Genomic DNA, 20,358 nt, shown 5'->3' with positions numbered 1-20,358 from the left:
GATGGGGACCAGACGGGGGGTGCGATGCCGAAGACCGAACTGGCGCAGGGCGTGTACCGCTTCGGCCGCTATACGCTGGATACGGAGCGGGGCGAGCTGTCCGATGAATCGGGAGTGATCCCGCTGCGTCCGCAATCGTTCGAGGTGCTGGTCCTGTTGGTCGCGAACCGGCATCGCGTGGTCACGAAGCGGGAACTCTACGAGCAGGTCTGGGGAGAGCGGGCGGTCACCGACGACTCCCTCGCTCAGTGCGTGATCGACATCCGCAAGGCGCTGGGCGACGCCGATCGCAGGATTGTTCGCACCGCACCCCGCCGCGGCTACCGCTTCACTGCGAAGCTGGCGGAGCAGGACGAGGTCGTAGATCGGGACGCCGCCGCTGCCCGATCATCCGGCCGACGGGCCGGGTTGTTGGCATTGGCCGTGGTACTTGCCGGGCCACTGTTCTATTGGTGGCTGACCAATGAGGGCGGTCGCGAGGCGGAGTTGATGGAGAACTCCATCGCCGTGCTGCCGTTCGTCGATCGCAGTGCCGCCGGCGATCAAGGCTATCTCGGAGAGGGCCTGTCGGAAGACATCCTGAATGCGCTGGCCCGTTATCCGGATATTCGCGTCATCGCGCGGACGTCCTCTTTTGCCATGGCCGAGCGGTCTGCGGACATCCGTATGGTGCGCGATTCGCTCGGCGTCGCCTACGTGCTCGAGGGGAGCGTCAGACGCAGCAGTGGCCGCTTGCGGATCGCGGTCCAGCTGGTGGATACCTCGGATGCGACACAGGTCTGGTCGGAGCGCTACGACCTGGACCTGCAGGAGCTCGCCATGGCGCAGCAGGTCATCTCCCACGCGGTGGCACAGGTCATGGTGCCCGATCTGCAGCCTGCATCGATTTCCCCGCCGGAGCGCGACGTATCGGTCAGCGAGCTGCTGTTGCTGGCGCGGCACTACGAGCGCGAGGTGCGGGAGTCGCCGGAGGTCGATCGTTACCGGCTGCAGCAGGCGATCGAGCTGTACCGGCAGGCGGTGGAAGCGGATCCGGACTCGGCCATCGCCCACAGTCGTCTCGCGCGCGCCCGGCTCTACGGCGGGGATATCGACGGCGCCGAACCCTCGGTGTTCCGCGCACTGGCGCTTGCGCCGAACCGCTCGGAGGTACAGGAGACCCTCGGACGTTATTACTGGGCCCGCAACATGCCGGGCGCCGGCGCGGCCTGGAAGCGTGCGATCGAACTGAACCCGAACAACGTCGATGCACTGAGCTCCTATGCCTACTGGCACTGGATTCGCATCGACAGCGCGGAGCCGTTGCATTTCCTGCGTCGGGCACTGCAGCTCGATCCGCTGAACCTGTCACGTTACGCGGACCTGGGTTTCTTCCTTGCCGTGGTTTCCCGCACGTCGGAGACCGAAGACCTCATCGAACGCATCCGGGAGCTGTTCGACAGCGCCGGGTCCTTTCGCGTGATAGCCCGGTTGTACGACCTGCTGGGCCAGCCGGAAGAGAGTGTCGTGTGGATATTGCGAGCGCGGGACAAGGAGCCCGACGACGGTCTGCATACGGCGGCGCTCGCCGAAGTGTTCGTGGATATCGGGGACCATGAGACCGCGCTCCGACTGGAGCCGGAGCCGAGTATCGGCCTGCTCGTGAAGATGCGTCGTTACGAGGAGTTCATCGACGAGGCCGAGTTCCTCATGATCGACGAACCGGACGATGTCTATCTCCGATATCTGCTGGCTTTTGCCTACACCGCGACCGGCCGGGCGACGGATGCCCTGCGGATATTCGACAGCCTCGGACTGGAGAGTCCGATTTCGCGTCCACCCCGACAGTTCATCGATATCGAGGCCTGGGTGACGCTCGCCCAGGCTTTGTACGAGACGGGGCGCGTCAATCGGGCACGCGAGATCGCAAACTGGTGGCTGGGCGAGGCACACCTCGACAGCGACATCTGGTGGGGTCATCTCTACCAGGCGTGCATGCTCACGATACTCGATCGTGAGGCCGAGGCACTGGAACGGCTGGAGAGGGTCGCCGGGAGCACGAATTTGCCCTGGCTCTATCTCCTGCGCGACTCGCCCTGTTTCAGGCGCTACCGGGACGAACCGCGCTACCAGGCCGTGCTCGGCGAGGTGGATGCGCGACTGGCTGCCGCACGCCGGCGGGTGAACCATGCCCTCGACGAGCTGGGAGTTGAACTCTGAGTGATGGTTTCTCAACGCTACCGACCATAATTCAATGAGTTACCGTCGCCCGGAATTGCCCCCCGCCGATCGCTCTGCTATATCTGATCGGACGAAGATCCCGCTGCGGGGAGGGATACCGATGAAAGTCATCCTGTCGACGGTGCTGATCACTTTATTCGCCATCGTGGCCTCGCCTCCGGTTTCGGCCTGCGGCGACAGCCTGCACCGGGTGGGTAAAGGTGTCGCTTATCGTGGTTATACTGCGCCACTGCCGGGCAGCGTCCTCATCTACGGCAACCAACCGCAGGCCCGGCAACTCGCAGAGCAACTCGCGGCATCCGGTCACGAGGTTCGGTTCATCGACGACGCGATTGCGCTGGATACCGAGCTCCAGGCCTACGAGTACGACGTCGTCATCGCGCCGCTCAGCGAGCACAGAGCCGTCGAAATCGGCACGACCTTCTCACGTACGACCTTTCTCCCCGTCGCGATGACGAAAGACGAGGCGGCGCGTGCGAGTAGCGGCTACGAGAAGGTAATGATCGCCGACCGCGACGACACGAGAGACTTCCTGAAGGCGATCCATCGGGTCGTGAAGCGGAACCGGGGCTAACCCGGCACGGTCCCATGCTGCCCGACAGTGCCGGAAGACGCGCCGCGCTGCCTCTGGGCGGCATGCTGGCGGCGCTGCTCCTTGCCGGCCTGGCGTGCGCCGGCGAGCAGGAGCATGGTGACGCGAGCTTCCGCGTCGAGTACCAGTACATCCGCACCGGCGACTTCTACGACGACTCTCCCTTTTTCGTCTCCGGTGGCGACGTCGGAGAGACCGATACCCACGCACTGCTGTTCTCGCTCGACTACGCCCTGAACGAGCGCTGGTCGGTGTTCGCGAGCGTGCCCTACATTCGCAAACGCCATCAGGGGACGAGACCGCACGATTTCACGGAATTCGTGACCTTCGATCCGCCCGACCGCTCCCTCGTGGACGACGGCGACTTCCACGGCGGTTTCCAGGACTTCACACTCGGCGTCGAGTACCGGTTCGCTATCGGGCCGGCCATCGTGTCGCCGTTCCTCTCCTACGGTGTCCCCACCCACGAGTATCCTTTCTACGGCAAGGCGATCATCGGCAAGAACCTCTGGCAAGTCACCGCAGGAGCACAGCTCGAGTACCAGCCCTACTTCTCGGACTGGTACTTCGGCGGCAGCGTTGCCCACGTGTTCAGTGAAGAGCCGCTCGGCGTGAACGTCGATCACTGGCTGCTGTCGGGCTCGGCAGGGTATTTCTTCGGCCAGCGATTGCTCGGACGGGTCTTCGTCGTCCGCAAGGACTCGCCGCACGGACTCAGGCTGCCCGGTGACTTCACCGACAGTCCGACTTACCAGGACCCGAGCGACTTCGACACGGAACTGTGGTGGCAGCACGACCGCGTGCTCGCGCACAGCTTCACCAACGTCGGGATCGGCATCGACTACGTCGTCTCGCCGAGGCTCCAGATCGCGGGACAGACATTCCGGACGGTGGACGCGGACCAGAGCAACGAGATCGACTACGCCGTGACTTTCGCCGTTACGGTTGGGTTCGCCGGGGAGTAGACGCAGGAGCGTATCAGCCCCCGCGCTTTACTAGGCCCGCTTGCGTCCCCGCGACTGATTGTTCTGCCGACGCGGCCCGTTGCGCCGCGGCTGCGGTCGCGGCTTGCGCGCCGTTTGCAGCGGCTCGGGGCGGATACGCGGATCCGGCTCGTAGCCCGGGATCACTTCCTTGTCGATGCGCACGTTCAGCAGCCGCTCGATGTCGCGCAGCAGCCTGTCCTCGTCCACGCAGACGAGTGAGACGGCGTGGCCGTCCAGGCCGGCGCGGGCCGTGCGGCCGATGCGGTGCACGTAATCCTCCGGCACGTGGGGCAGCTCGTAATTCACCACGTGGGGCAGGCTGTCGATGTCGAGGCCGCGGGCCGCGATGTCGGTGGCCACCAGCACCCGGATCCTGCCGGACTTGAAGTCTGCGAGCGCCCTGGTGCGCGCATTCTGGGACTTGTTGCCGTGGATGGCAGCCGCGTCCAGGCCGTCGGCCGACAGCTGCTTCGACAGCCGGTCGGCGCCGTGTTTGGTGCGGGTGAACACCAGCACCTGGCGCCAGTTCTCCGCGCCGATGCGGTGAGACAGCAGCTCGCGTTTGCGCGCCTTGTCCACGGGGTGCACGAGCTGGATGACCCGGTCCGCCGTCGTATTGCGCGGCGCCACGGCGATCTCCACCGGCGAGCTCAGGAAGTCCGCGGCGAGACTGCGGATCTCCGGAGAGAAGGTGGCGGAGAACAGCAGGTTCTGCCGCTGCGTCGGCAGCAGCTTCAGGATCTTGCGGATGTCGCGGATGAATCCCATGTCGAGCATGCGGTCCGCCTCGTCGAGGACGAGGATCTCGACGGCCGAGAGGTCGATGGTGCGCTGCTGTACGTGATCGAGCAGCCGGCCGGGCGTGGCGACGACGATGTCCACGCCGTCCCGCAGGCGCTTGATCTGGGGGCGGATGCTGACGCCGCCGAAGATCTGCAGCGAGCGCGTGGGCAGGTGGCAGCCATAGTTTCTGACGCTCTCGCTGACCTGGGCGGCGAGTTCCCGGGTGGGCACGAGTATCAGGGCACGGATGCGGCGCTTGCCGTCGGGCCGCGATGCCATGAGCCGCTGCAGCAGCGGCAGCGTGAAACCGGCGGTCTTGCCGGTGCCCGTCTGGGCGCTCGCCAGGATGTCCTGGCCAGCGAGGATGGGCGGTATGGCCTCGCGCTGGATGGGGGTCGCCTCGCTGTAGCCCTGTTTTTCGACAGCACTCAGCAATTCGGCCGAAAGGCCGAGTTCAGAAAAAAGCATGGATAGTTACTCCGATTCGTCTGACCCGCAGCGCGACGGAGTCGTGCACGGTTCGGCCCAGACTGGATTCTTTGGGTGTGGCTCCGGGAGCGCGGGGTGCGCTGCGGAGTGATTGGCGCAGACCGATGTGCGCCAGGCTGGACGCACTGTAACAGAAGCTGCGCGAAAAGAAAGCGCTAAATCAATCATGTAGGAGGGCCTTCAGGCCCGACTCCGCCCTCAGGCCGATTCCGCCGTCAGCCCCGACCCGCCCGGCCGGACCCCGACAATCACTCCACCCCCCACTCCCGCAGGTGCCGCTTCGCCTGCTCGACCAGCGCGGCCAGGCGGTCTTCGTGGCCGATATCGGGATGCTCGATATGGTAGTTCGCCGTGAACTCGGTGGAACGGTTGGCGCCGTCCTTCGGACCCTTGATGCCGGTGATCACGAACAGCGTGGTGCGGTTGCCTTGCTCGAAGACGAAGGCGAGATCGCCGAGATCCTCGCGTACCTCCTTCAGCGGCGCATTGCCCTGTGCGAAGGTGGCATGGAAGATGATCTGCCGGCGGTCGAGCTTGTCGACGTCGAACATGTCCGACAGCATGAACTTGAACACGAAGCCCACGCTGCCGCGCCCGCCGCCGGTGGCCCCGTACAGGCACTGGCTCCAGAAAGCCGGGATGTGCTCGGAGGCTGCATGCTTGCGCACGGACGGGGCATTCAGCAGGCCCTCGGCCGTGCGCTCCGTGAGGTAGGGATCGGAGCAGGCATTCGGGGTTTCGGGGAAGTACGGGTCGGCATCTCCGGGTGCATCGCCGGCGGCGATGCCGGTGCCCGGCTCGTAGTAGATCAGGAATTCGACGGTCGAGACGAGTTCGCCCTGATAAGCGCACTGGTGCACCTCCGCAAGAATCACCCGTTCCTCGACCGGCGCATAGGTGCGGAAGCCCGCCTTGAAGATGTGACCGCTGGCTTTGTCCAGACGATGGCTGTATTCGTCGGTGGTGCGCCGGCCGCGAGGATCGCTGCGACTGACCGTGCATTCGATGCTCGTGCCGGGCGTGGCACCCTGAAAATCGAACTCATAGCCGAACCACGTGCACGGATAGCGCTTGTCCGGCGGGTAGTCGCAGGTCTCCTCACCCGTGATCAGGATCCGGTGCGCCTTTTCACAGACGCCGGTCGGATTCCCGTCTTCGATACAGGAGGCGCCCGAGCGGGCCGCGGTCAGCCGGATTCCCGAGGGGTCATGGTAGAAGAAGCCGGGCTGGATCGATTCGGCGTGGGCTGCGGTGCCGGACCCGAGCATCGTCGCCAGCAGCAATGCTGCCGCTGCGAGTGGCGCAGGCCCCGGAGCCCTGCGATGCCGCGCCGAGATACCGTTCAAGGCGATCACCTGTCCGGCGGGTGAGCGTCCTTTATCCGCCGGCCGGGGCTGCGTGTCAAATCGGCCCCCCATCCGGGGTGACTGGCGGTCCACGCGTTCACCGGTCGAGTGATGATGTCTTGTCCAGAAGATGTCCGAATCGATTACCGCCGAAACCGCTATCTCGACCGCCCTTAAGGGATATGCGTGACGGCTTTGCGTATCATGAGTGCCTGATCCGGCAGCGGCCGGGGTCTCCAAGGAAGAAAAAATGACGCTTAAGCTGCACCGAAGAGGGGCGTGTCTCCTCTTGTCCCTCGCCTCTCTCAACTGCGGTATCGCCACCACCACTCATGCGCAGGGCGCGGACGTCGTCATGGAGGAGATCGTCGTCACTGCCAGGAAACGCGGGACGGAATCCATCCAGGACATCGGCGGCAGCATCCAGGTGCTCGACGGCGATGCCCTCGCCGAGACGGTCTCGATCGGCTTTGCCGATTACATGCGCGAGGTGCCCGGTCTCTCGGCGAACAGCTCCGGAACCGGCCAGGCACAGCTGTCCATGCGCGGGATCTCGGCGGCGCGTCTGAACCACGCCAACCCGAATATTCCCTCGACGGTGTCTCTGTATTTCGACGAGACGCCCATCAGTACCTCCGGCTTCAACCCGGATTCTGCGCTGTTCGACCTGAATCGTGTCGAGGTACTGCGCGGTCCTCAGGGCACGCTGTTCGGCGCGAGTTCGATGTCGGGCGCGATCCGGCTGATACCGAACGACCCGGTGATGGACGAACTGCGGGCCACCGCCAGCGTCACGGGTTTCGGCACCGAGGACGGCAGCGGCAGCTACAGCGGACACGGGATTCTGAACCTGCCCGTGAATGACCGCTTTGCGCTGCGCGGCGTCGCCTACAACGTCTCGAATGGCGGCTATATCGACAATATCTACACGGGCGAAGAGGACTACAACGACGAGAACATCCTCGGCGGCCGCCTGACGGGGCTCTGGGACGTCACGAATTCGCTGAGTGCGAAGGCCATGGTGATGTACCAGAACCTGGACGCCGACGGCCGGCCCCAGGAGCAGCGCCGCAACGATCCTGCGGAGACCACGACCGGCTTCGGTTACGACCTGGCATTGCCGGGCGAGAGCCTCGATCAGCTCATCATCACGGACGAGCGCCAGAACGTGAAGTTCGTGGACAACGAGTTCGAGGACGAGTTCGTGCTGGCCTCGCTGCAGCTCGACCTGGAGGTGGACCGCTACTCGTTCACCTCCATCACCTCGTATTTCGACCGGGAGATGGACAACACGCTGGACGATACGCGGCGCACGAGGAACCTTCTCGGCCTCGCCAATGCTCTCGGCGCCGCCGGGCAGCCGGTTTTCGCGCTGGGCGACTACGACCCGGTGACACTGGACGGTGCCATCTTCCTCGAGCAGGTGGATCTGGAGAACAAGACCCGGAACGAGAAGTTCACCCAGGAGCTGCGCGTCAACAGCCGATTCTCCGGGCCCTTCAACTTTGTGGCCGGCCTCTACTTCGAGGACGATTCCCGTCAGCTCGACCAGGTCAACGACCTGGACGGCCTGGATGCCTGGATCGCATCGCCCGCCGGACTCGACGGCTTCGCCCTCGGCAGCACCTTCGGTTCGCCGCTGGAGAATGCCTATTTCGACGGCACCTTCGACGTCGACACGACCCAGTTCGCCGCATTCGCCGAGGCCAGCTACGAGTTCGGCGATTACGAGCTGACCGCCGGCGGCCGTTTCTTCGACTACGAGCAGGAGGCGTTCATCCGCTGGCAGGGCTGGGTAGAGTTCAGCAATGACCGCCTGGACGAGAAGACCTCCGAGTCCGGCTTCAACCCGATGGTGGAACTCGCCTACCGACCCTCCGACGACATGACGCTGTATGCCAAGGCCGCCAAGGGCTTCCGCGTCGGCAGCGTGCAGCAGTTCATCAATCCGGTCTTCTGTGCCGACGAACTCGCCGATCTCGGCTTCGACGGCGTGCCGACCACGATCGACGGCGATTCGCTGTGGAATTACGAGGCGGGCGCGAAGACCACCCTGTTCGGCGGCACGACCACCGCCAATATCAGCGTCTACCAGATGGACTGGGAGGATGCCCGGACGCAGACCTTCCTCGCCTGCGGCTGGATCGTTGAATTCAGCATCGTCGATATCGTCAGCCGCGGGGTGGAGCTCGAGATCGTCTCCCAGCCGACGGACCGGCTCGGGCTTTCATTCGCTGCCGCCTACAACCAGTCCGAGGTGGACGGCGATCTCGACCCGTCGGCACCACCCATCGCGTCGGACGGCGACGAGGCACCGTTCGCGCCCGAATGGGCGGTCAATGCCGGTTTCCGTTACGAGATCGCGAACGCTCTCAGGGGCCTCGACTGGTATCTGCGCGGCGACGTCTCCTATGTGAGCAGTCAGTTCAACGAGTTGGGTACCGAGCAGCTGGAGCGCATCGAGTTGCCCAGCAGCACGGTGCTGAATCTCTACACCGGGATGATGCGGGACAACTGGGAGTTCGGCGTCTTCGTCCGCAACCTCACCGACGAGCGGATCGTGATGGGGGCGGATACCGACCGGCAGCGGCCGGCGCAGTTGACGGTCGGCCGGCCGAGGAATGCGGGCGTCCAGTTTACCTACAACTTTGCGGGCGACTAGCAGGCCCGCCGGGATCGCGGGTCGATCCTGATGGCAGCGGGCGGCCGTCGGAAATGGCTCTACATGGCCAGCCTGATCCTGGCCGGGGACAGTATCTACCTGCTGCCCTACATGCGGAAGAGCTTCCAGACCAGCATGGCGGAGGTCTTCGATGTGACCTTCACGCAGCTGGGCGTGATGAATGCCATGTTCGGCGCTCTGGCGTTCGGGGCCTACTTCGCCGGCGGTTGGCTGTCGGACCGGGTCGCCACCCGGACGCTGCTCTCCGTGTCCCTGTTTGCGACCGGGCTGGGCGGCTATTACATGGCCACCATCCCCCCGTATCCGATGTTGCTCGCGCTGCACGCCTTCTGGGGCGTAACCTCCATCCTGACCTTCTGGGCGGCGCTCATAAAGGCCGCACGGCTCTGGGGCGGGCGCGACGACCAGGGCAAGACCTTCGGCATCCTCGACGGCGGCCGCGGTCTGGTCGGCGCCGTCATGCTGTCGCTGGCCGCGTGGGTGTTCTCCCGTTATGCACTGGTCGCCGACGGACTGATTGCGGTCATTGTGCTGTATTCGACGGCATCGGTGGTCGCGGGCTTCTTCGTGCTGGCCTTCGTACCGGCGGACAGCGCCCACGGATCACTCACCGGTACCGGTAACGACCGGCTGCCGGCCGGTCAGCTGAAGCTGGTCATGGCGATGCCGGCCGTGTGGCTGCAGGCCCTGATTATCCTCGTCGCCTACTGGTTGTATGTCGGCACCTTCGAGTTCGCCACCTTCGGCGAGAAGGCCTTCGCACAGGACAAGGTCTTCGGCGCACAGCTGGGCGCCTTCCGCGAGTGGCTGCGCCCGTTGTCGGCGATCGCCGCCGGGTTTCTGGCAGACCGGATAAGGCCCACCCGTGCCGTGGGTCTCGCATTCCTCATTGCTGGCGGTGGCTACCTCGCGCTCGCCACGATGCCGGGGGAGGCCGACTGGCTGTGGCTGCTCTGGATACAGGTGGCGGCCGTGGCCATCGCCGTGTTCGCACTGCGCGGCATCTACTACGCGCTGCTGGAAGAGAGTCGCGTGCCGGTGGTGGTCACCGGGACGGCCGTGGGTCTGGTCTCGATGGTGGGCTATACCCCCGATGTCTTCGCCTATCCGCTGGCGGGCTGGTTCGTCGACAGCTTCGGTGCATCCACCGGTTACCGCTCCTACTTCGCCGTGCTCGCCGGTGCCGCGCTGGCCGGACTGCTGATGACCGTGGCTCTCGCCTGGCTGAGTCGGGCGCAGGACGAGGATCGCTCCGGGCTGGCGACGGCCTGAGACCAGGGACGGGACGGTCGGGCCTGAAGGCCCTCCTACCCCTGCGGTTGGCGTCGTCGCAGCGTTGCCGTGGCCAGCGTCATCGCGCCGGCCGCCGCGAGGCAATAGAACCCGATCCAGATCATCTGTTCCGGCACGGTGATACCCCGGTCGATGAGGGTGGCGGTGACGCCCGGTCCGGCGGCGGTGGCGAAGACCATCACCGAGACGGTGACCGAACGGATGGCGCCGAGGTGCAGGGTGCCGTAGACCTCGGGCCACAGCGATCCGAACAGGGTGGAGGACAGCCCGTAGGCCATGCCGAGCAGAAGCATGACGACGAACAGCAGCCAGGCCGGGCCGTCGATGCCGAGCACGAAGCAGGAGCCCGCCAGCGGCAGCAGGAAGAACGGCAGGATGGCGGGGGCCCGGAAGCGGTCGATGAGTGCGCCGCAGATCAGCGCGAAGACTACGGTGGTGATCGCAGCGACCGAGAGCGACATCGCGTAGAACTGCGGCGGCCAGCCGCGCAGTTCCGTGAGGTAGTCCTGGTGATAGAAGATCGTGGTTCCGATGAACGGCGGGCCCAGGACGCCGGTGAGCAGTACCCAGAACAGGGGATCCGCCAGCACCTCGCGCCGTGTCCAGTGGCGGACGGGGAACGGGCCGCCCTCGGCGCCGGCAGGCTCGTGCTGCGGAGTCCTCGGCACGCGGTAGGCCCACCAGGCCAAGGGCATGCCGACGGCGAGCAGGACGATGGCGCCGGCCACCCAGCCCGCCTGGTAGCCGAAGGCGATGGCGAGGGCCGCGAAGGCCAGCGGCAGGGTGGCCTCGCCGCCCTGATGGCCGAGCACGACCAGTGAGACGGCGCGGCCGCGCTGGGCGGCGAACGAGCGCCCGGTCGCCGTCAGCGCGGTGTGGGTCATCATGCCCTGGCCGAACAGGCGCAGCAGGAAGATGGCGAGCACGAGCACGGCCACCGACGGCGCGTAGGCGGCGATGAGGGTGGCGGAGGCGAGCACCGGCACGACGATCAGGATGACCCGCCGTTCTGGCAGAACGTCGACCAGGCGTCCGACCCACGGCAGGCACAGCGCACTCCCCAGCGTCGCCAGCATGTACAGCCGCCCGATCTCGCCATGGCTGAGACCGAAGGCGGCCCGCCACTCGGAGATGGAAGCCGAGATGAAAAAGGTCTGACCGAAGCTGGAGAAGTAGGTGAGCAGGAAACCGCCCGCGATCCAGCGGAAGTTCTGTTTCAGGAACGCGAGCATGGAAGCGCGATGATACTCCCTGCGGGCATAATGGCGGGATGAAGATCTGGGTAGACGCCGATGCCTGTCCCGTGGTGGTGCGGGAAATCCTGTTCCGCGCTGCGAAGCGCACCGGTGTCGAGGTGACGCTGGTGGCGAACCAGCCGGTGGCGACGCCGAAGCTGGCTAACGTCAATGCCCTGCAGGTATCCCACGGCTTCGACGTCGCCGACGACGAGATCGTGAAGCGTGCCGACGCCGGCGACCTGGTGATCACCAGCGACATCCCGCTGGCGGCGGAGGTCATCGCGAAGGGTGCCCAGGCCCTCAGCCCCCGCGGCGAGCTGCACACCACCGAGAACATCCGCGCGCGGCTGAACATGCGCGACTTCCTGGACACCATGCGCTCCAGCGGCGTGGAGATGGGCGGCGGCCCGGCCGCCTTCAGCCAGCGCGACAAGCAGGCGTTCGCCAATCATCTGGATCGCTGGCTGACGGAGCATGGGAGAACCGGCTGAGGGGAATCCGTTCAGCGAGCGATGAAGGATCGCAGACTTTCTTCGTATTCCCTATAGGTGGCGTAGTTGTGGGCCACCGCTCTTCACCACCTCGCTCTCGAGGGTGCCGATGCCCATGAATTCCGTTGCCCCGTCCATCATCTCGCCGATGTCGCCCGGCACGAAGGCCAGCGCCTGAGTATTGCGCCAACGCGCGGCGAATTCAAAGCCGGGAAGGGGTCAGCGCCGCGATCGGGCGCCGGAGAGATTTCCGGGCGTCAGGGCCGCTACACTGTAATCATGACGAAGCGCCATACGCCCCGGGGCTACGACCTCATCGGCGATATCCACGGATACGCCGACCCGTTGGTGCGCCTGCTCGTGGAGCTCGGCTACCGTGAGCACCGCGGCGTCTGGCGGCACGAGAGCCGCGAGGTCATCTTCCTCGGCGACTTCATCGACCGCGGGCCGCATCAGCGGGAGGTCATCGAGACAGCCCGGCCCATGGTCGAGGCGGGCGCGGCCCTGGCGGTCATGGGCAATCACGAGTTCAACGCGCTGGGTTTCCACACGCCCCATCCGGACACCGGCGAGCCGCTCAGGCCCTGGTCGAAGAAGAACCGGGACCAGCATGACGCCTTCATCAGGGCCTACGAGGGCCGCGAGGACGAGATGCGCGCGACGCTCGGCTGGTTCCGCACGCTGCCCCTGTGGCTGGACCTTGGCGCGCTCCGCGTGATCCACGCCTGCTGGGACCCGCATCTCCTGTCCGAGGTGCGCGCGGAGGTGGACGGGCAGCATCTCACCGACGACCTGCTGGTCGCCGGCCACGAGCCCGGCACCTGGCAGCACGAGGCCATCGATTCGCTGCTGAAGGGCAAGGAGGTCGACCTGCCGGACGGCAAGTCCGTGCGTGACAAGGGCGGCAATCACCGCCACCGCATCCGCGTGCGCTGGTGGGATTCGCACGCCACGACGTACCGGGAGGCGCACTTCGGGCCGGAATCCGTCGAGACCCATATCCCGGACGACCCCATCGAGGGCGATCACCTCGTCGAGTACTCCCACGACGACCCGCCCTGCTTCGTGGGCCACTACTGGCTGGAAGGCGAGCCCGCACCGCTGGCACCAAACATCGCCTGCCTCGACTACAGCGTGGCGAAGGAAGGCGGCAAGCTGGTGGCCTACCGCTGGGACGACGGGGACGTGGAGCTCAGCCGCGAGCGGTTCGTGTCCGTCCCGCGCTGATGCCTCGGTGGGCATGCAGGAGGGCCTTCAGGCCCGATTATTGATGAATCGGGGCTGAAGGCCCTCCTACATTATCAGCTGGCCTCCGGGAGTGGCCTTGCCGGCGATGGTGGCGCCTCCTGCGGCTGCCGGTCGGTGAGGAACGGGATCAGCAGGATCGGCACCGCGACCAGCGCCGCGTCCAGGTAGAACATCGCGCTGTAACCCCACGCATCCACGGCGACGCCCTGCCAGGCGTTGGAGTAGGAGATGGTCAGATTCTGCAGCGCCATGAAGCCCGTGAACTGGGTGGCGGCCACCGCCGGGTTGGTGAGCCCCATGAAGATGGCCGCGCCCACGCCGTAGTGCAGACCCATGCAGAGATAGAACGCGATGGCGACGGCGAAGTACTGGTTGATGGTGACGCCTTCGACGCCCGTGCCGCCGCCGAGCGCCACGGCGAGCCAGAGCGTGGGCAGCGTGGTCAGGGCATAGAACAGCGCCAGCATCTTGCGTTTGCCCAGCCGGTCGGCGAGCCAGCCGCCGGCCACGCAGCCGGCGCCCGAGGTGATCATGGCGTAGATGTTCAGCGTCCCGATCTGGCTGTCGCTCATGCCGAGGTCGACCTGCAGCGCGGTGGCCACCGCGCCGGAGAGGGCCATGGCGCCGATCGGCGTCAGCGCGAAGATCACGCCGATCAGCGGACCCTTGCCGGAGCGGAACAGACCGATGCCGAGCTCCCGCGCGAATCCGCCGACAGAATCGCGGAACGCCTGCCACACGCCGTGTAACCGTGCGGCCACGGCTGCGCCGGCCGCCGGATCCCGGACGAAGAAGACCACGAAGGTGAGCACCAGGCAGAGCAGCAGGGCGACATAGAGAAAGGAGACGTCGAAGCCATACAGGCCGGCGACGAACATGGCGCCGCCACCGCCGAGACCCTGACCGATGTAGGCGCCGGCGAACATGAAGCCGTTGCCCTGGGCGCGTTCGTCCTCGCGCAGGCTGCTCACCGCCAGCGAATCGATGGCCACGTCGCAGGTGGCGGCAAACACGTTGTGCACGATTACCATGGTGATGAGCAGGTCGAAGTGCTGCGTGTAGTCGAGCTGTGCGACGAAATACAGCGTGACGATCATCAGCACCTGGCACAGCACGATCCACGCCTTGCGCCCGCCGAAGCGGTTCAGCGTGACCAGGTCCACCACGGGTGCCCAGGCCCACTTGAACGCCCAGGGCAGGTAGAATGAGGCAACGAAGGCGCCGACCTGGGCCACGTCCACGCCGGCCCGGCGCATGTAGGTGGCGATGGCCACGGCGGCAAACCCGAGCGGGATGCCCTCGCAGATGTAGAGAATGCCGAAGGTGGTCAGGCGACCCCTCCGGGTATCGAGCATATTCTTCTTCGACAAGAGGTTTCCCCGCCTGGACACGCGGGCAGTTTAGCGTCTTTTTGCGGCCGGGAAATGCCGGAAAGCCGCTGCGATGCTAAGCTCCTTCGCAGGGCGGCCTCGAGGGGGCGGAATGGGGCAACACTGCATCCTCATCGATTACGAGAACGTGCAGCCGGACGATCTGGCGCCGCTGCACGGGCAGCCCGTGCGGGTCTATCTCTTCGTCGGCGATCCGGAGGCGAGTCTGCCGTTCGACCTGGTTTCTTCCGTCCAGGTCCTGGGTGAGCGGGCGACCTACGTGCCGGTCTCCGGGGACGGGCGTCGCGCGCTCGAACTCCACATCGCCTGCTATCTCGGCCGCCTCGCCGAACGGCACCCGGACTCAGAGCTGCACGTTGTCTCGCCCGACGAAGGCTTCGATGCCTTCATAGCGCAACTGCGAGCGGAGGGCATGTCCGTGCGAAGGGAGCGGAGCCTGGCAGAGCTGCCGTTCCTCGGAGCCGCGACGGCGAGTTCCCGGGAGGAGCGCGTGGCGGAGGTGATCCGCAACCTCCATTCCCGCGGCCTGGCGCGGCCCCGCCGGCGCCGCACCCTCATGCGCCTGGTCCATTCCCATTTCGGCCGCGAACTCGACTTCGCCGAGGTGCAGGCGCTGGTGGACGCGCTGGTGGAGCAGGGCTGCGTGCGCTTCGAAGGGGAGACGGTGCATTACGCAAGACCGATTACGCGACGTTAACCATGTAGGAGGGCCTTCAGGCCCGAACGCTTGCAGGCCCGAACGCCCTCAGGCCCGATTGGTCAAGGAATCGGGGCTGAAGCCCCTCCTACAGCGATGCGCGCCTGGGCTATCATGCCGCCATGAACAAGACGCTGCACCTGCCGGCTCTCGCCGGCGCCATCCTCCTGCTGACAGGCTGCGCCACCATGACCGGATCCGAACTCGATCTCACCGACGAAGGCCGGCTGCCGCCGTGCCCGTCCACGCCGAACTGCGTCTCCAGCGATGCCGACCCCTCCGACGGCACACATTATATCGAGGCGCTGAAGATCGACGGCGATGCGCAGGCCGCCTGGCAGCGGCTGATCGGCTACGTGGAGAGCGACTCCTCTTACACCATCGTGGAGCAGCGCGAGAACTATCTGCGCGCCGAGGCCCGCACGAAGATCCTGCGCTTCGTCGACGACGTCATCTTCCACCTGCGGCCGGAGGAGGGAGTGATCGCCATGCGCTCGTCGTCGCGGCTCGGCTACTCGGATCTCGGCAAGAACCGAAAGCGGCTGGAAGCCGTACGTCAAGCCCTGAACTCCACGTAGGAGGGCCTTCAGGCCCGATTGGGGTAAGGAATCGGGCCTGAAGGCCCTCCTGCATGCCCATCCATTGCATCACAAAGAGTCCGTCATGTTGAAACGCCTCACCTGCTTCCTCGCACTCCTGCCCCTCACCGCCGCCGCCCAGAGCGGCTACTTCGTCGACTGGGACGCCGTCGGCGAGGAATCCATCGGCTACCTGGTGGATATGGTGCAGATCGAGTCGGTCAATCCGCCCGGCAACGAGACCGAGGTGGCGGAGTACCTTGGCGAGGTGCTGGAGGCCGAGGGTATCGAGTACGAGACGTACGCGCTCGATCCCGACCGCGCCAACCTCGTGACCCGCTACAAGGGTAACGGTACGAAAGCGCCGATCCTCATCATGGGCCACACGGACGTGGTGGGCGTGCAGCCGGAGAAGTGGGCGCAGCCGCCGTTCAGTGGTTTGCGCAAGGACGGCTACATCTGGGGCCGCGGCACGCTCGACGACAAGGACAACGTCACGGCCGGGCTGATGGTCATCCTGCTGCTGAATCGCCTCGGCGTCGAGATGGATCGGGACATCATCTTCCTGGCCGAGGCCGGCGAGGAGGGCACGCCGCAGTGGGGCATCACCTACATGATCGAGAACCACTGGGACAAGATCTCGGCGGAGTACGCCATCGCCGAGGGTGGCACCAATCGGCTGGAGGACGGGCAGGTGAAGGTGGTGGGCATCCAGACCACCGAGAAGATGCCACGGCGGGCGAAGCTCATCGCGCGCGGCACGGCCGGTCACGGCTCGAGGCCGCGCGTGGACAACGCCATCACCATGCTGGCCGAGGCGGTGGCGAAGGCCGGCAACTGGGAGACGCCGATCCGGCTGAACGAGACCACGCGTGCGTATTTCCGCCGCATGGCGGAGCTGACCGACGGCGAGACCTCCTGGCGCTACGCCAACGTCGAGAACCCGGAGTACCAGGCCGAGATCGACGCCTGGTTCCGGCAGAACGACCCCTACCACTACTCGGCACTGCGGACGTCGGTCGTGCCGACCATCGTCGACGGCGGCTTCCGCCGCAACGTGATCCCGTCCGAGGCGGAGGCCATGCTCGACATCCGCATGCTGCCCGGCGAGGACGTGGACGGCTTCTACGGCAAACTGGCTGCGCTCATCGACAACCCGGCGATCGAGATCGTGCCCGAGGAGATCTACCGCCCGGAGGCGCCGCCCTCCGGCATCGACAACGAGATGTTCCAGGTGATCGAGGGCGTGGCCCAGCGGCTCTATCCGGGATCGACTACGCTGCCGGTGATGGCGACCGGCGCCACCGATATGTCCCAGCTGCGCGCGAAGGGCGTGCAGGCCTACGGCATCGGCCCGGCCCGCACCCTGGCCGAGATCAACAGCCGCTACGGCGCCCACAGCGACAACGAACGCGTCTCCGAGGAATCCCTGCAGGAGATGGTGCGCTTCCTGTGGGAGATCGTCATGGAGATCGGCGCCGCCGAGTGACTGCCTTGTGACCACGGACCCGGTGACCACGGACCCGCTGCGGTTGATGACCACGCCGGCTCCGGACCTGACACCGGAGCAGGCTGCGGATCTGGTGCGCGAGCGCTACGCCCTGCCGGGCAGCGCCGCACCGCTCGACAGCGAACGGGATCGGAATTTCCGCTACACGGCGGAAGACGGCCGCGAGTTCGTGCTGAAGATCTCCAATGCAGCGGAGTCGCCGGCCGTGCTCGACTTCCAGGCGCGGGCGCTGGACCACATCTCTCGTACCGCGCCGGAGCTGCCGGTGCCGCGCATCGAGCCGGGACCGGACGGCGAATTGCTGCAGGCGGTGGAACTGCCCGGCGGACGCAGTCTGGTGCGCCTGGTGAGTTATCTGCCCGGCGTGCCGGTGGGCGATGTCTCTTCCACGCCCGCACTGAGGCGACATCTCGGTGCCACGCTGGCGGCGCTCGGCCGTGCCCTGCAGGGCTTCTTCCATCCCGCCGCGCGCCATCCCCTGCTGTGGGACGTCAGTCAGACCCAGGCGGTGCGCGAACTCGCCGTACACATTGGCGAGCGCCGCGGCCGCGAGCTGGCGGAGCGGGTCTTCGCCCGGCATGCGGCGCGGGGCGAGGAGACGCTGGCGGCTCTGCGCGCCCAGGTGATCCACAACGACTTCAATCCGGACAACGTGCTGGTGAGCGTCGAGGATCCCGAACGAGTGAGCGGGATCATCGATTTCGGCGACATGGTGCACGCCCCGCTGGTGAACGATCTCGCCGTGCTTGCGGCCTACCAGGTCATCGGCCACGAAGACGAGCTCGCCGTCCTCGCCGAGATCGCCGCCGCCTTCCACGCGGTGAGGCCGCTGGAGCCGCCCGAGGTCGACATCCTGTTCCATCTCGTGCAGCTGCGGCTCGCGGCCTCGGTCGCGATCTGCGCCTGGCGGGCGGGGGAGCACCCGGACAACGTCGACTATATCCTCGGCGGCCACGAGGCCTCCCTGCGCACGATGGAGCGGCTGGAGGCCATCGACGAACGGGAAGCGATGCGGGTACTGCGGCACGAACTCGGGCTGGCAGCTGCCGGCGAGCTGCGCGGTGTCAGTAACGGCGGCAATAACAATGGCAATGACGCCGGCAGTCACGACGGCAGTGACGGCAGCGATGCCGCCCTGCGCGAGCGACGCCGCGCACTGCTCGGCCCCGGGCTCTCGCTCACCTACGACGAGCCGTTGCACATCGTCCGCGGCGAAGGCGTCTGGCTGTACGATGCATCGGGCCGCGCGCATCTCGATGCCTACAACAACGTCGCCTGCGTCGGCCATTGCCATCCGGTGGTGACGGAGGCGATCGCGCGACAGTCACGCACGCTGAACACCAATACCCGCTACCTGCACGAGCACATCCTGGATTACGCCGAGCGTCTCGCGGCGCGACTGCCCGGGCAGCTCTCGGTCTGCTTCTTCGTCTGCACCGGCAGCGAGGCCAACGATCTGGCCTGGCAGATGGCGCGGGCGGTCACCGGCGGGGACGGCGCGATCGTCAGCCGCAATGCCTACCACGGCAACACCACGGCGGTGGCGGCGTTCTCGCCGGAAGAGCTGCCGGACCGCCGCACGCCCGACTGGGTGGTGACGGTGCCGGCGCCGGACGTCTACAACGGGCCGTTCCGCGGCGAGGCTGCGTCCGCGCGTTACGCCGCCACCCTGGACGAGGCGATCGCCTCACTGGCCGACCGGGGTCACCGGCCGGCCGCATTCTTCGTCGACACGATCTGGTCAAGCGACGGCATCTACGCGGCGCCGGCGGGCTATCTTGCGGATGCCTGGCAAAGGGTGCGCGCTGCGGGCGGCATCTGCGTGGCCGACGAGGTGCAGGCCGGCTTCGCCCGCACCGGCGATCACTTCTGGGGCTTCGAGCTGCAGGGCGTGGTGCCGGATATCGTGACGCTGGGTAAACCCATGGGGAATGGTCATCCGCTGGCGGCGGTGATCACCACGCCCGAGATCGCCGGCCGCTTCGCCCGCGACTCCGAGTACTTCAATACCTTCGGCGGCAACCCGGTGTCGTGTGCGGCAGGGCTCGCGGTACTGCACGTGATCGAGCACGAGGCGCTGCAGGAGAATGCCCGGGTGACCGGCGACTATCTGCGTGAGGCGCTGCGCGGGCTGCAGTCGCGGCACGAGGCCATCGGCGACGTGCGCGGGGCGGGGCTGTTCGCCGGTGTGGAGCTGGTGCGCGACCGGGAGACGCGGGAGCCGGCGCCGGCAGTCGCTCGCGCCGTCATGAACGGCATGCGCCGCGAGGGCGTGCTGGTCGGCCGCACCGGCATCGCCGACAACGTGCTGAAAATACGCCCGCCGCTGGTCTTCTCCCGGCAGCACGCGGACCGCCTCGTCGAGGTGATGGACAGGGTGCTCGTCGGGATCCGGGTCGAGACGGCGGCCGGATAGCCGGTACACTGGTCGCGAGTTCGTTGAAGAAACAGGAGGTTTCTGCATGGAAGACCATGTCTACAAGCAGATCGACGTCACCGGTTCATCGACGGTCGGCACCGACGACGCCATCGCCAAGGCGATCAAAAAGGCCGGCGAGTCCGTGAAACATATGGACTGGTTCCAGGTCACCGAGACCCGCGGCTACATCGAAGGCGATGCGGTCAAATACTGGCAGGTGACCGTGAAGATCGGTTTCCGGATCGAGGATTGAATGCGGTGTGCTGTAGGAGGGGCTTTAAGGAACCTCTATTAACCCCGTTTCGGATTCGTCGGTTGCTGTGATTGCGGAGATCGGGCGTTCGAGACGATAGATTGGCCCGGCCGGGTGGATAGTCGGGTCGTGATGAGCAAG

Annotated in this window: 16 protein-coding genes; 12 read left to right on the top strand and 4 right to left on the bottom strand. The window is 66.2% G+C overall.

All coding sequences use genetic code 11. The features are described 5' to 3' along the window. Positions 1 to 24: 24 nt before the first annotated feature. The 3 genes from ACJMKX_RS14125 (at position 25) to ACJMKX_RS14115 (ending at position 3,777) form a co-directional block, all read left to right on the top strand. On the top strand, positions 25 to 2,199 hold the full coding sequence (locus ACJMKX_RS14125) for a tetratricopeptide repeat protein (protein ID WP_405226711.1): 2,175 nt from the start codon (positions 25 to 27) through the stop codon (positions 2,197 to 2,199). A gap of 121 nt (positions 2,200 to 2,320) precedes the next feature. Then, entirely contained in the window at positions 2,321 to 2,794 is a 474-nt protein-coding gene (locus tag ACJMKX_RS14120) for a hypothetical protein (protein WP_405226708.1), read from the top strand. 14 nt (positions 2,795 to 2,808) lie between these two features. After that, positions 2,809 to 3,777 (top strand): hypothetical protein, encoded by a 969-nt coding sequence (locus ACJMKX_RS14115; RefSeq protein WP_405226705.1) that lies wholly within the window; start codon positions 2,809 to 2,811, stop codon positions 3,775 to 3,777. Between the two features lie 30 nt (positions 3,778 to 3,807). On the opposite strand, the gene ACJMKX_RS14110 is transcribed toward ACJMKX_RS14115, so the two are convergent. Next, on the bottom strand, positions 3,808 to 5,049 hold the full coding sequence (locus ACJMKX_RS14110) for a DEAD/DEAH box helicase (RefSeq protein ID WP_405226702.1): 1,242 nt from the start codon (positions 5,047 to 5,049) through the stop codon (positions 3,808 to 3,810). Between the two features lie 269 nt (positions 5,050 to 5,318). Then, entirely contained in the window at positions 5,319 to 6,416 is a 1,098-nt protein-coding gene (locus ACJMKX_RS14105; protein ID WP_405226699.1) for a hypothetical protein, read from the bottom strand. 250 nt (positions 6,417 to 6,666) lie between these two features. Between ACJMKX_RS14105 and ACJMKX_RS14100 the strand changes: the two genes are divergently transcribed. Together ACJMKX_RS14100 and ACJMKX_RS14095 are read left to right on the top strand one after the other, a co-directional pair. Then, positions 6,667 to 9,078 carry a TonB-dependent receptor gene (locus ACJMKX_RS14100; RefSeq protein WP_405226696.1) on the top strand — a complete coding sequence of 804 codons (2,412 nt, stop codon included), beginning with the start codon at positions 6,667 to 6,669 and terminating at the stop codon, positions 9,076 to 9,078. A 63-nt stretch (positions 9,079 to 9,141) separates the two neighbouring features. Next, positions 9,142 to 10,371 (top strand): MFS transporter, encoded by a 1,230-nt coding sequence (locus ACJMKX_RS14095; protein ID WP_405226692.1) that lies wholly within the window; start codon positions 9,142 to 9,144, stop codon positions 10,369 to 10,371. Positions 10,372 to 10,406: 35 nt separating this feature from the next. Here the strand turns inward: ACJMKX_RS14095 and ACJMKX_RS14090 are convergent, their stop codons facing one another. Continuing rightward, positions 10,407 to 11,624 (bottom strand): MFS transporter, encoded by a 1,218-nt coding sequence (locus tag ACJMKX_RS14090; protein ID WP_405226689.1) that lies wholly within the window; start codon positions 11,622 to 11,624, stop codon positions 10,407 to 10,409. Between the two features lie 38 nt (positions 11,625 to 11,662). Here ACJMKX_RS14090 and ACJMKX_RS14085 point away from each other — a divergent pair, with 38 nt between their 5' ends. Next, the gene (locus tag ACJMKX_RS14085) at positions 11,663 to 12,121 is read left to right on the top strand and encodes a YaiI/YqxD family protein (RefSeq protein ID WP_405226687.1); all 459 of its coding nucleotides are present in this window, start codon (positions 11,663 to 11,665) and stop codon (positions 12,119 to 12,121) included. Between the two features lie 279 nt (positions 12,122 to 12,400). Further along, positions 12,401 to 13,348, top strand: a complete 948-nt coding sequence (locus tag ACJMKX_RS14080; RefSeq protein ID WP_405226684.1) for a metallophosphoesterase — start codon at positions 12,401 to 12,403, stop codon at positions 13,346 to 13,348. 74 nt (positions 13,349 to 13,422) lie between these two features. Here ACJMKX_RS14080 and ACJMKX_RS14075 read toward each other — a convergent pair whose 3' ends face one another. Then, positions 13,423 to 14,739: an MFS transporter gene (locus ACJMKX_RS14075; protein ID WP_405226681.1), complete on the bottom strand. Its 1,317-nt coding sequence runs from the start codon at positions 14,737 to 14,739 to the stop codon at positions 13,423 to 13,425. Positions 14,740 to 14,851: 112 nt separating this feature from the next. Here ACJMKX_RS14075 and ACJMKX_RS14070 point away from each other — a divergent pair, with 112 nt between their 5' ends. From ACJMKX_RS14070 to ACJMKX_RS14050, 5 genes are all read left to right on the top strand, one after another. Next, entirely contained in the window at positions 14,852 to 15,457 is a 606-nt protein-coding gene (locus tag ACJMKX_RS14070; RefSeq protein WP_405226679.1) for a PIN domain-containing protein, read from the top strand. 122 nt (positions 15,458 to 15,579) lie between these two features. Continuing rightward, positions 15,580 to 16,035 (top strand): DUF1499 domain-containing protein, encoded by a 456-nt coding sequence (locus tag ACJMKX_RS14065; RefSeq protein ID WP_405226676.1) that lies wholly within the window; start codon positions 15,580 to 15,582, stop codon positions 16,033 to 16,035. An 85-nt stretch (positions 16,036 to 16,120) separates the two neighbouring features. Beyond that, positions 16,121 to 17,524, top strand: a complete 1,404-nt coding sequence (locus ACJMKX_RS14060) for a M20/M25/M40 family metallo-hydrolase (protein WP_405226673.1) — start codon at positions 16,121 to 16,123, stop codon at positions 17,522 to 17,524. Positions 17,525 to 17,531: 7 nt separating this feature from the next. Further along, the gene (locus ACJMKX_RS14055) at positions 17,532 to 19,961 is read left to right on the top strand and encodes an aminotransferase class III-fold pyridoxal phosphate-dependent enzyme (protein WP_405226670.1); all 2,430 of its coding nucleotides are present in this window, start codon (positions 17,532 to 17,534) and stop codon (positions 19,959 to 19,961) included. A gap of 46 nt (positions 19,962 to 20,007) precedes the next feature. Then, positions 20,008 to 20,217: a dodecin gene (locus ACJMKX_RS14050; protein WP_405226667.1), complete on the top strand. Its 210-nt coding sequence runs from the start codon at positions 20,008 to 20,010 to the stop codon at positions 20,215 to 20,217. Positions 20,218 to 20,358 lie beyond the last annotated feature (141 nt).

Origin of the sequence: Lentisalinibacter sediminis, assembly GCF_040706615.1 — a bacterium.
GTDB classification, from domain to species: domain Bacteria; phylum Pseudomonadota; class Gammaproteobacteria; order Steroidobacterales; family Woeseiaceae; genus Lentisalinibacter; species Lentisalinibacter sediminis.
This window is presented reverse-complemented; position numbering and strand designations above follow the sequence as displayed.

Coding starts and splice junctions, on each gene's coding strand:
- ACJMKX_RS14085 (WP_405226687.1), top strand. CDS start 11,663: ATGAAGATCTGGGTAGACGCCGATGCCTGTCCCGTGGTGGTGCGGGAA.
- ACJMKX_RS14080 (WP_405226684.1), top strand. CDS start 12,401: ATGACGAAGCGCCATACGCCCCGGGGCTACGACCTCATCGGCGATATC.
- ACJMKX_RS14090 (WP_405226689.1), bottom strand. CDS start 11,624: ATGCTCGCGTTCCTGAAACAGAACTTCCGCTGGATCGCGGGCGGTTTC.
- ACJMKX_RS14065 (WP_405226676.1), top strand. CDS start 15,580: ATGAACAAGACGCTGCACCTGCCGGCTCTCGCCGGCGCCATCCTCCTG.
- ACJMKX_RS14050 (WP_405226667.1), top strand. CDS start 20,008: ATGGAAGACCATGTCTACAAGCAGATCGACGTCACCGGTTCATCGACG.
- ACJMKX_RS14115 (WP_405226705.1), top strand. CDS start 2,809: ATGCTGCCCGACAGTGCCGGAAGACGCGCCGCGCTGCCTCTGGGCGGC.
- ACJMKX_RS14070 (WP_405226679.1), top strand. CDS start 14,852: ATGGGGCAACACTGCATCCTCATCGATTACGAGAACGTGCAGCCGGAC.
- ACJMKX_RS14120 (WP_405226708.1), top strand. CDS start 2,321: ATGAAAGTCATCCTGTCGACGGTGCTGATCACTTTATTCGCCATCGTG.
- ACJMKX_RS14125 (WP_405226711.1), top strand. CDS start 25: ATGCCGAAGACCGAACTGGCGCAGGGCGTGTACCGCTTCGGCCGCTAT.
- ACJMKX_RS14110 (WP_405226702.1), bottom strand. CDS start 5,049: ATGCTTTTTTCTGAACTCGGCCTTTCGGCCGAATTGCTGAGTGCTGTC.
- ACJMKX_RS14100 (WP_405226696.1), top strand. CDS start 6,667: ATGACGCTTAAGCTGCACCGAAGAGGGGCGTGTCTCCTCTTGTCCCTC.
- ACJMKX_RS14060 (WP_405226673.1), top strand. CDS start 16,121: ATGTTGAAACGCCTCACCTGCTTCCTCGCACTCCTGCCCCTCACCGCC.
- ACJMKX_RS14095 (WP_405226692.1), top strand. CDS start 9,142: ATGGCCAGCCTGATCCTGGCCGGGGACAGTATCTACCTGCTGCCCTAC.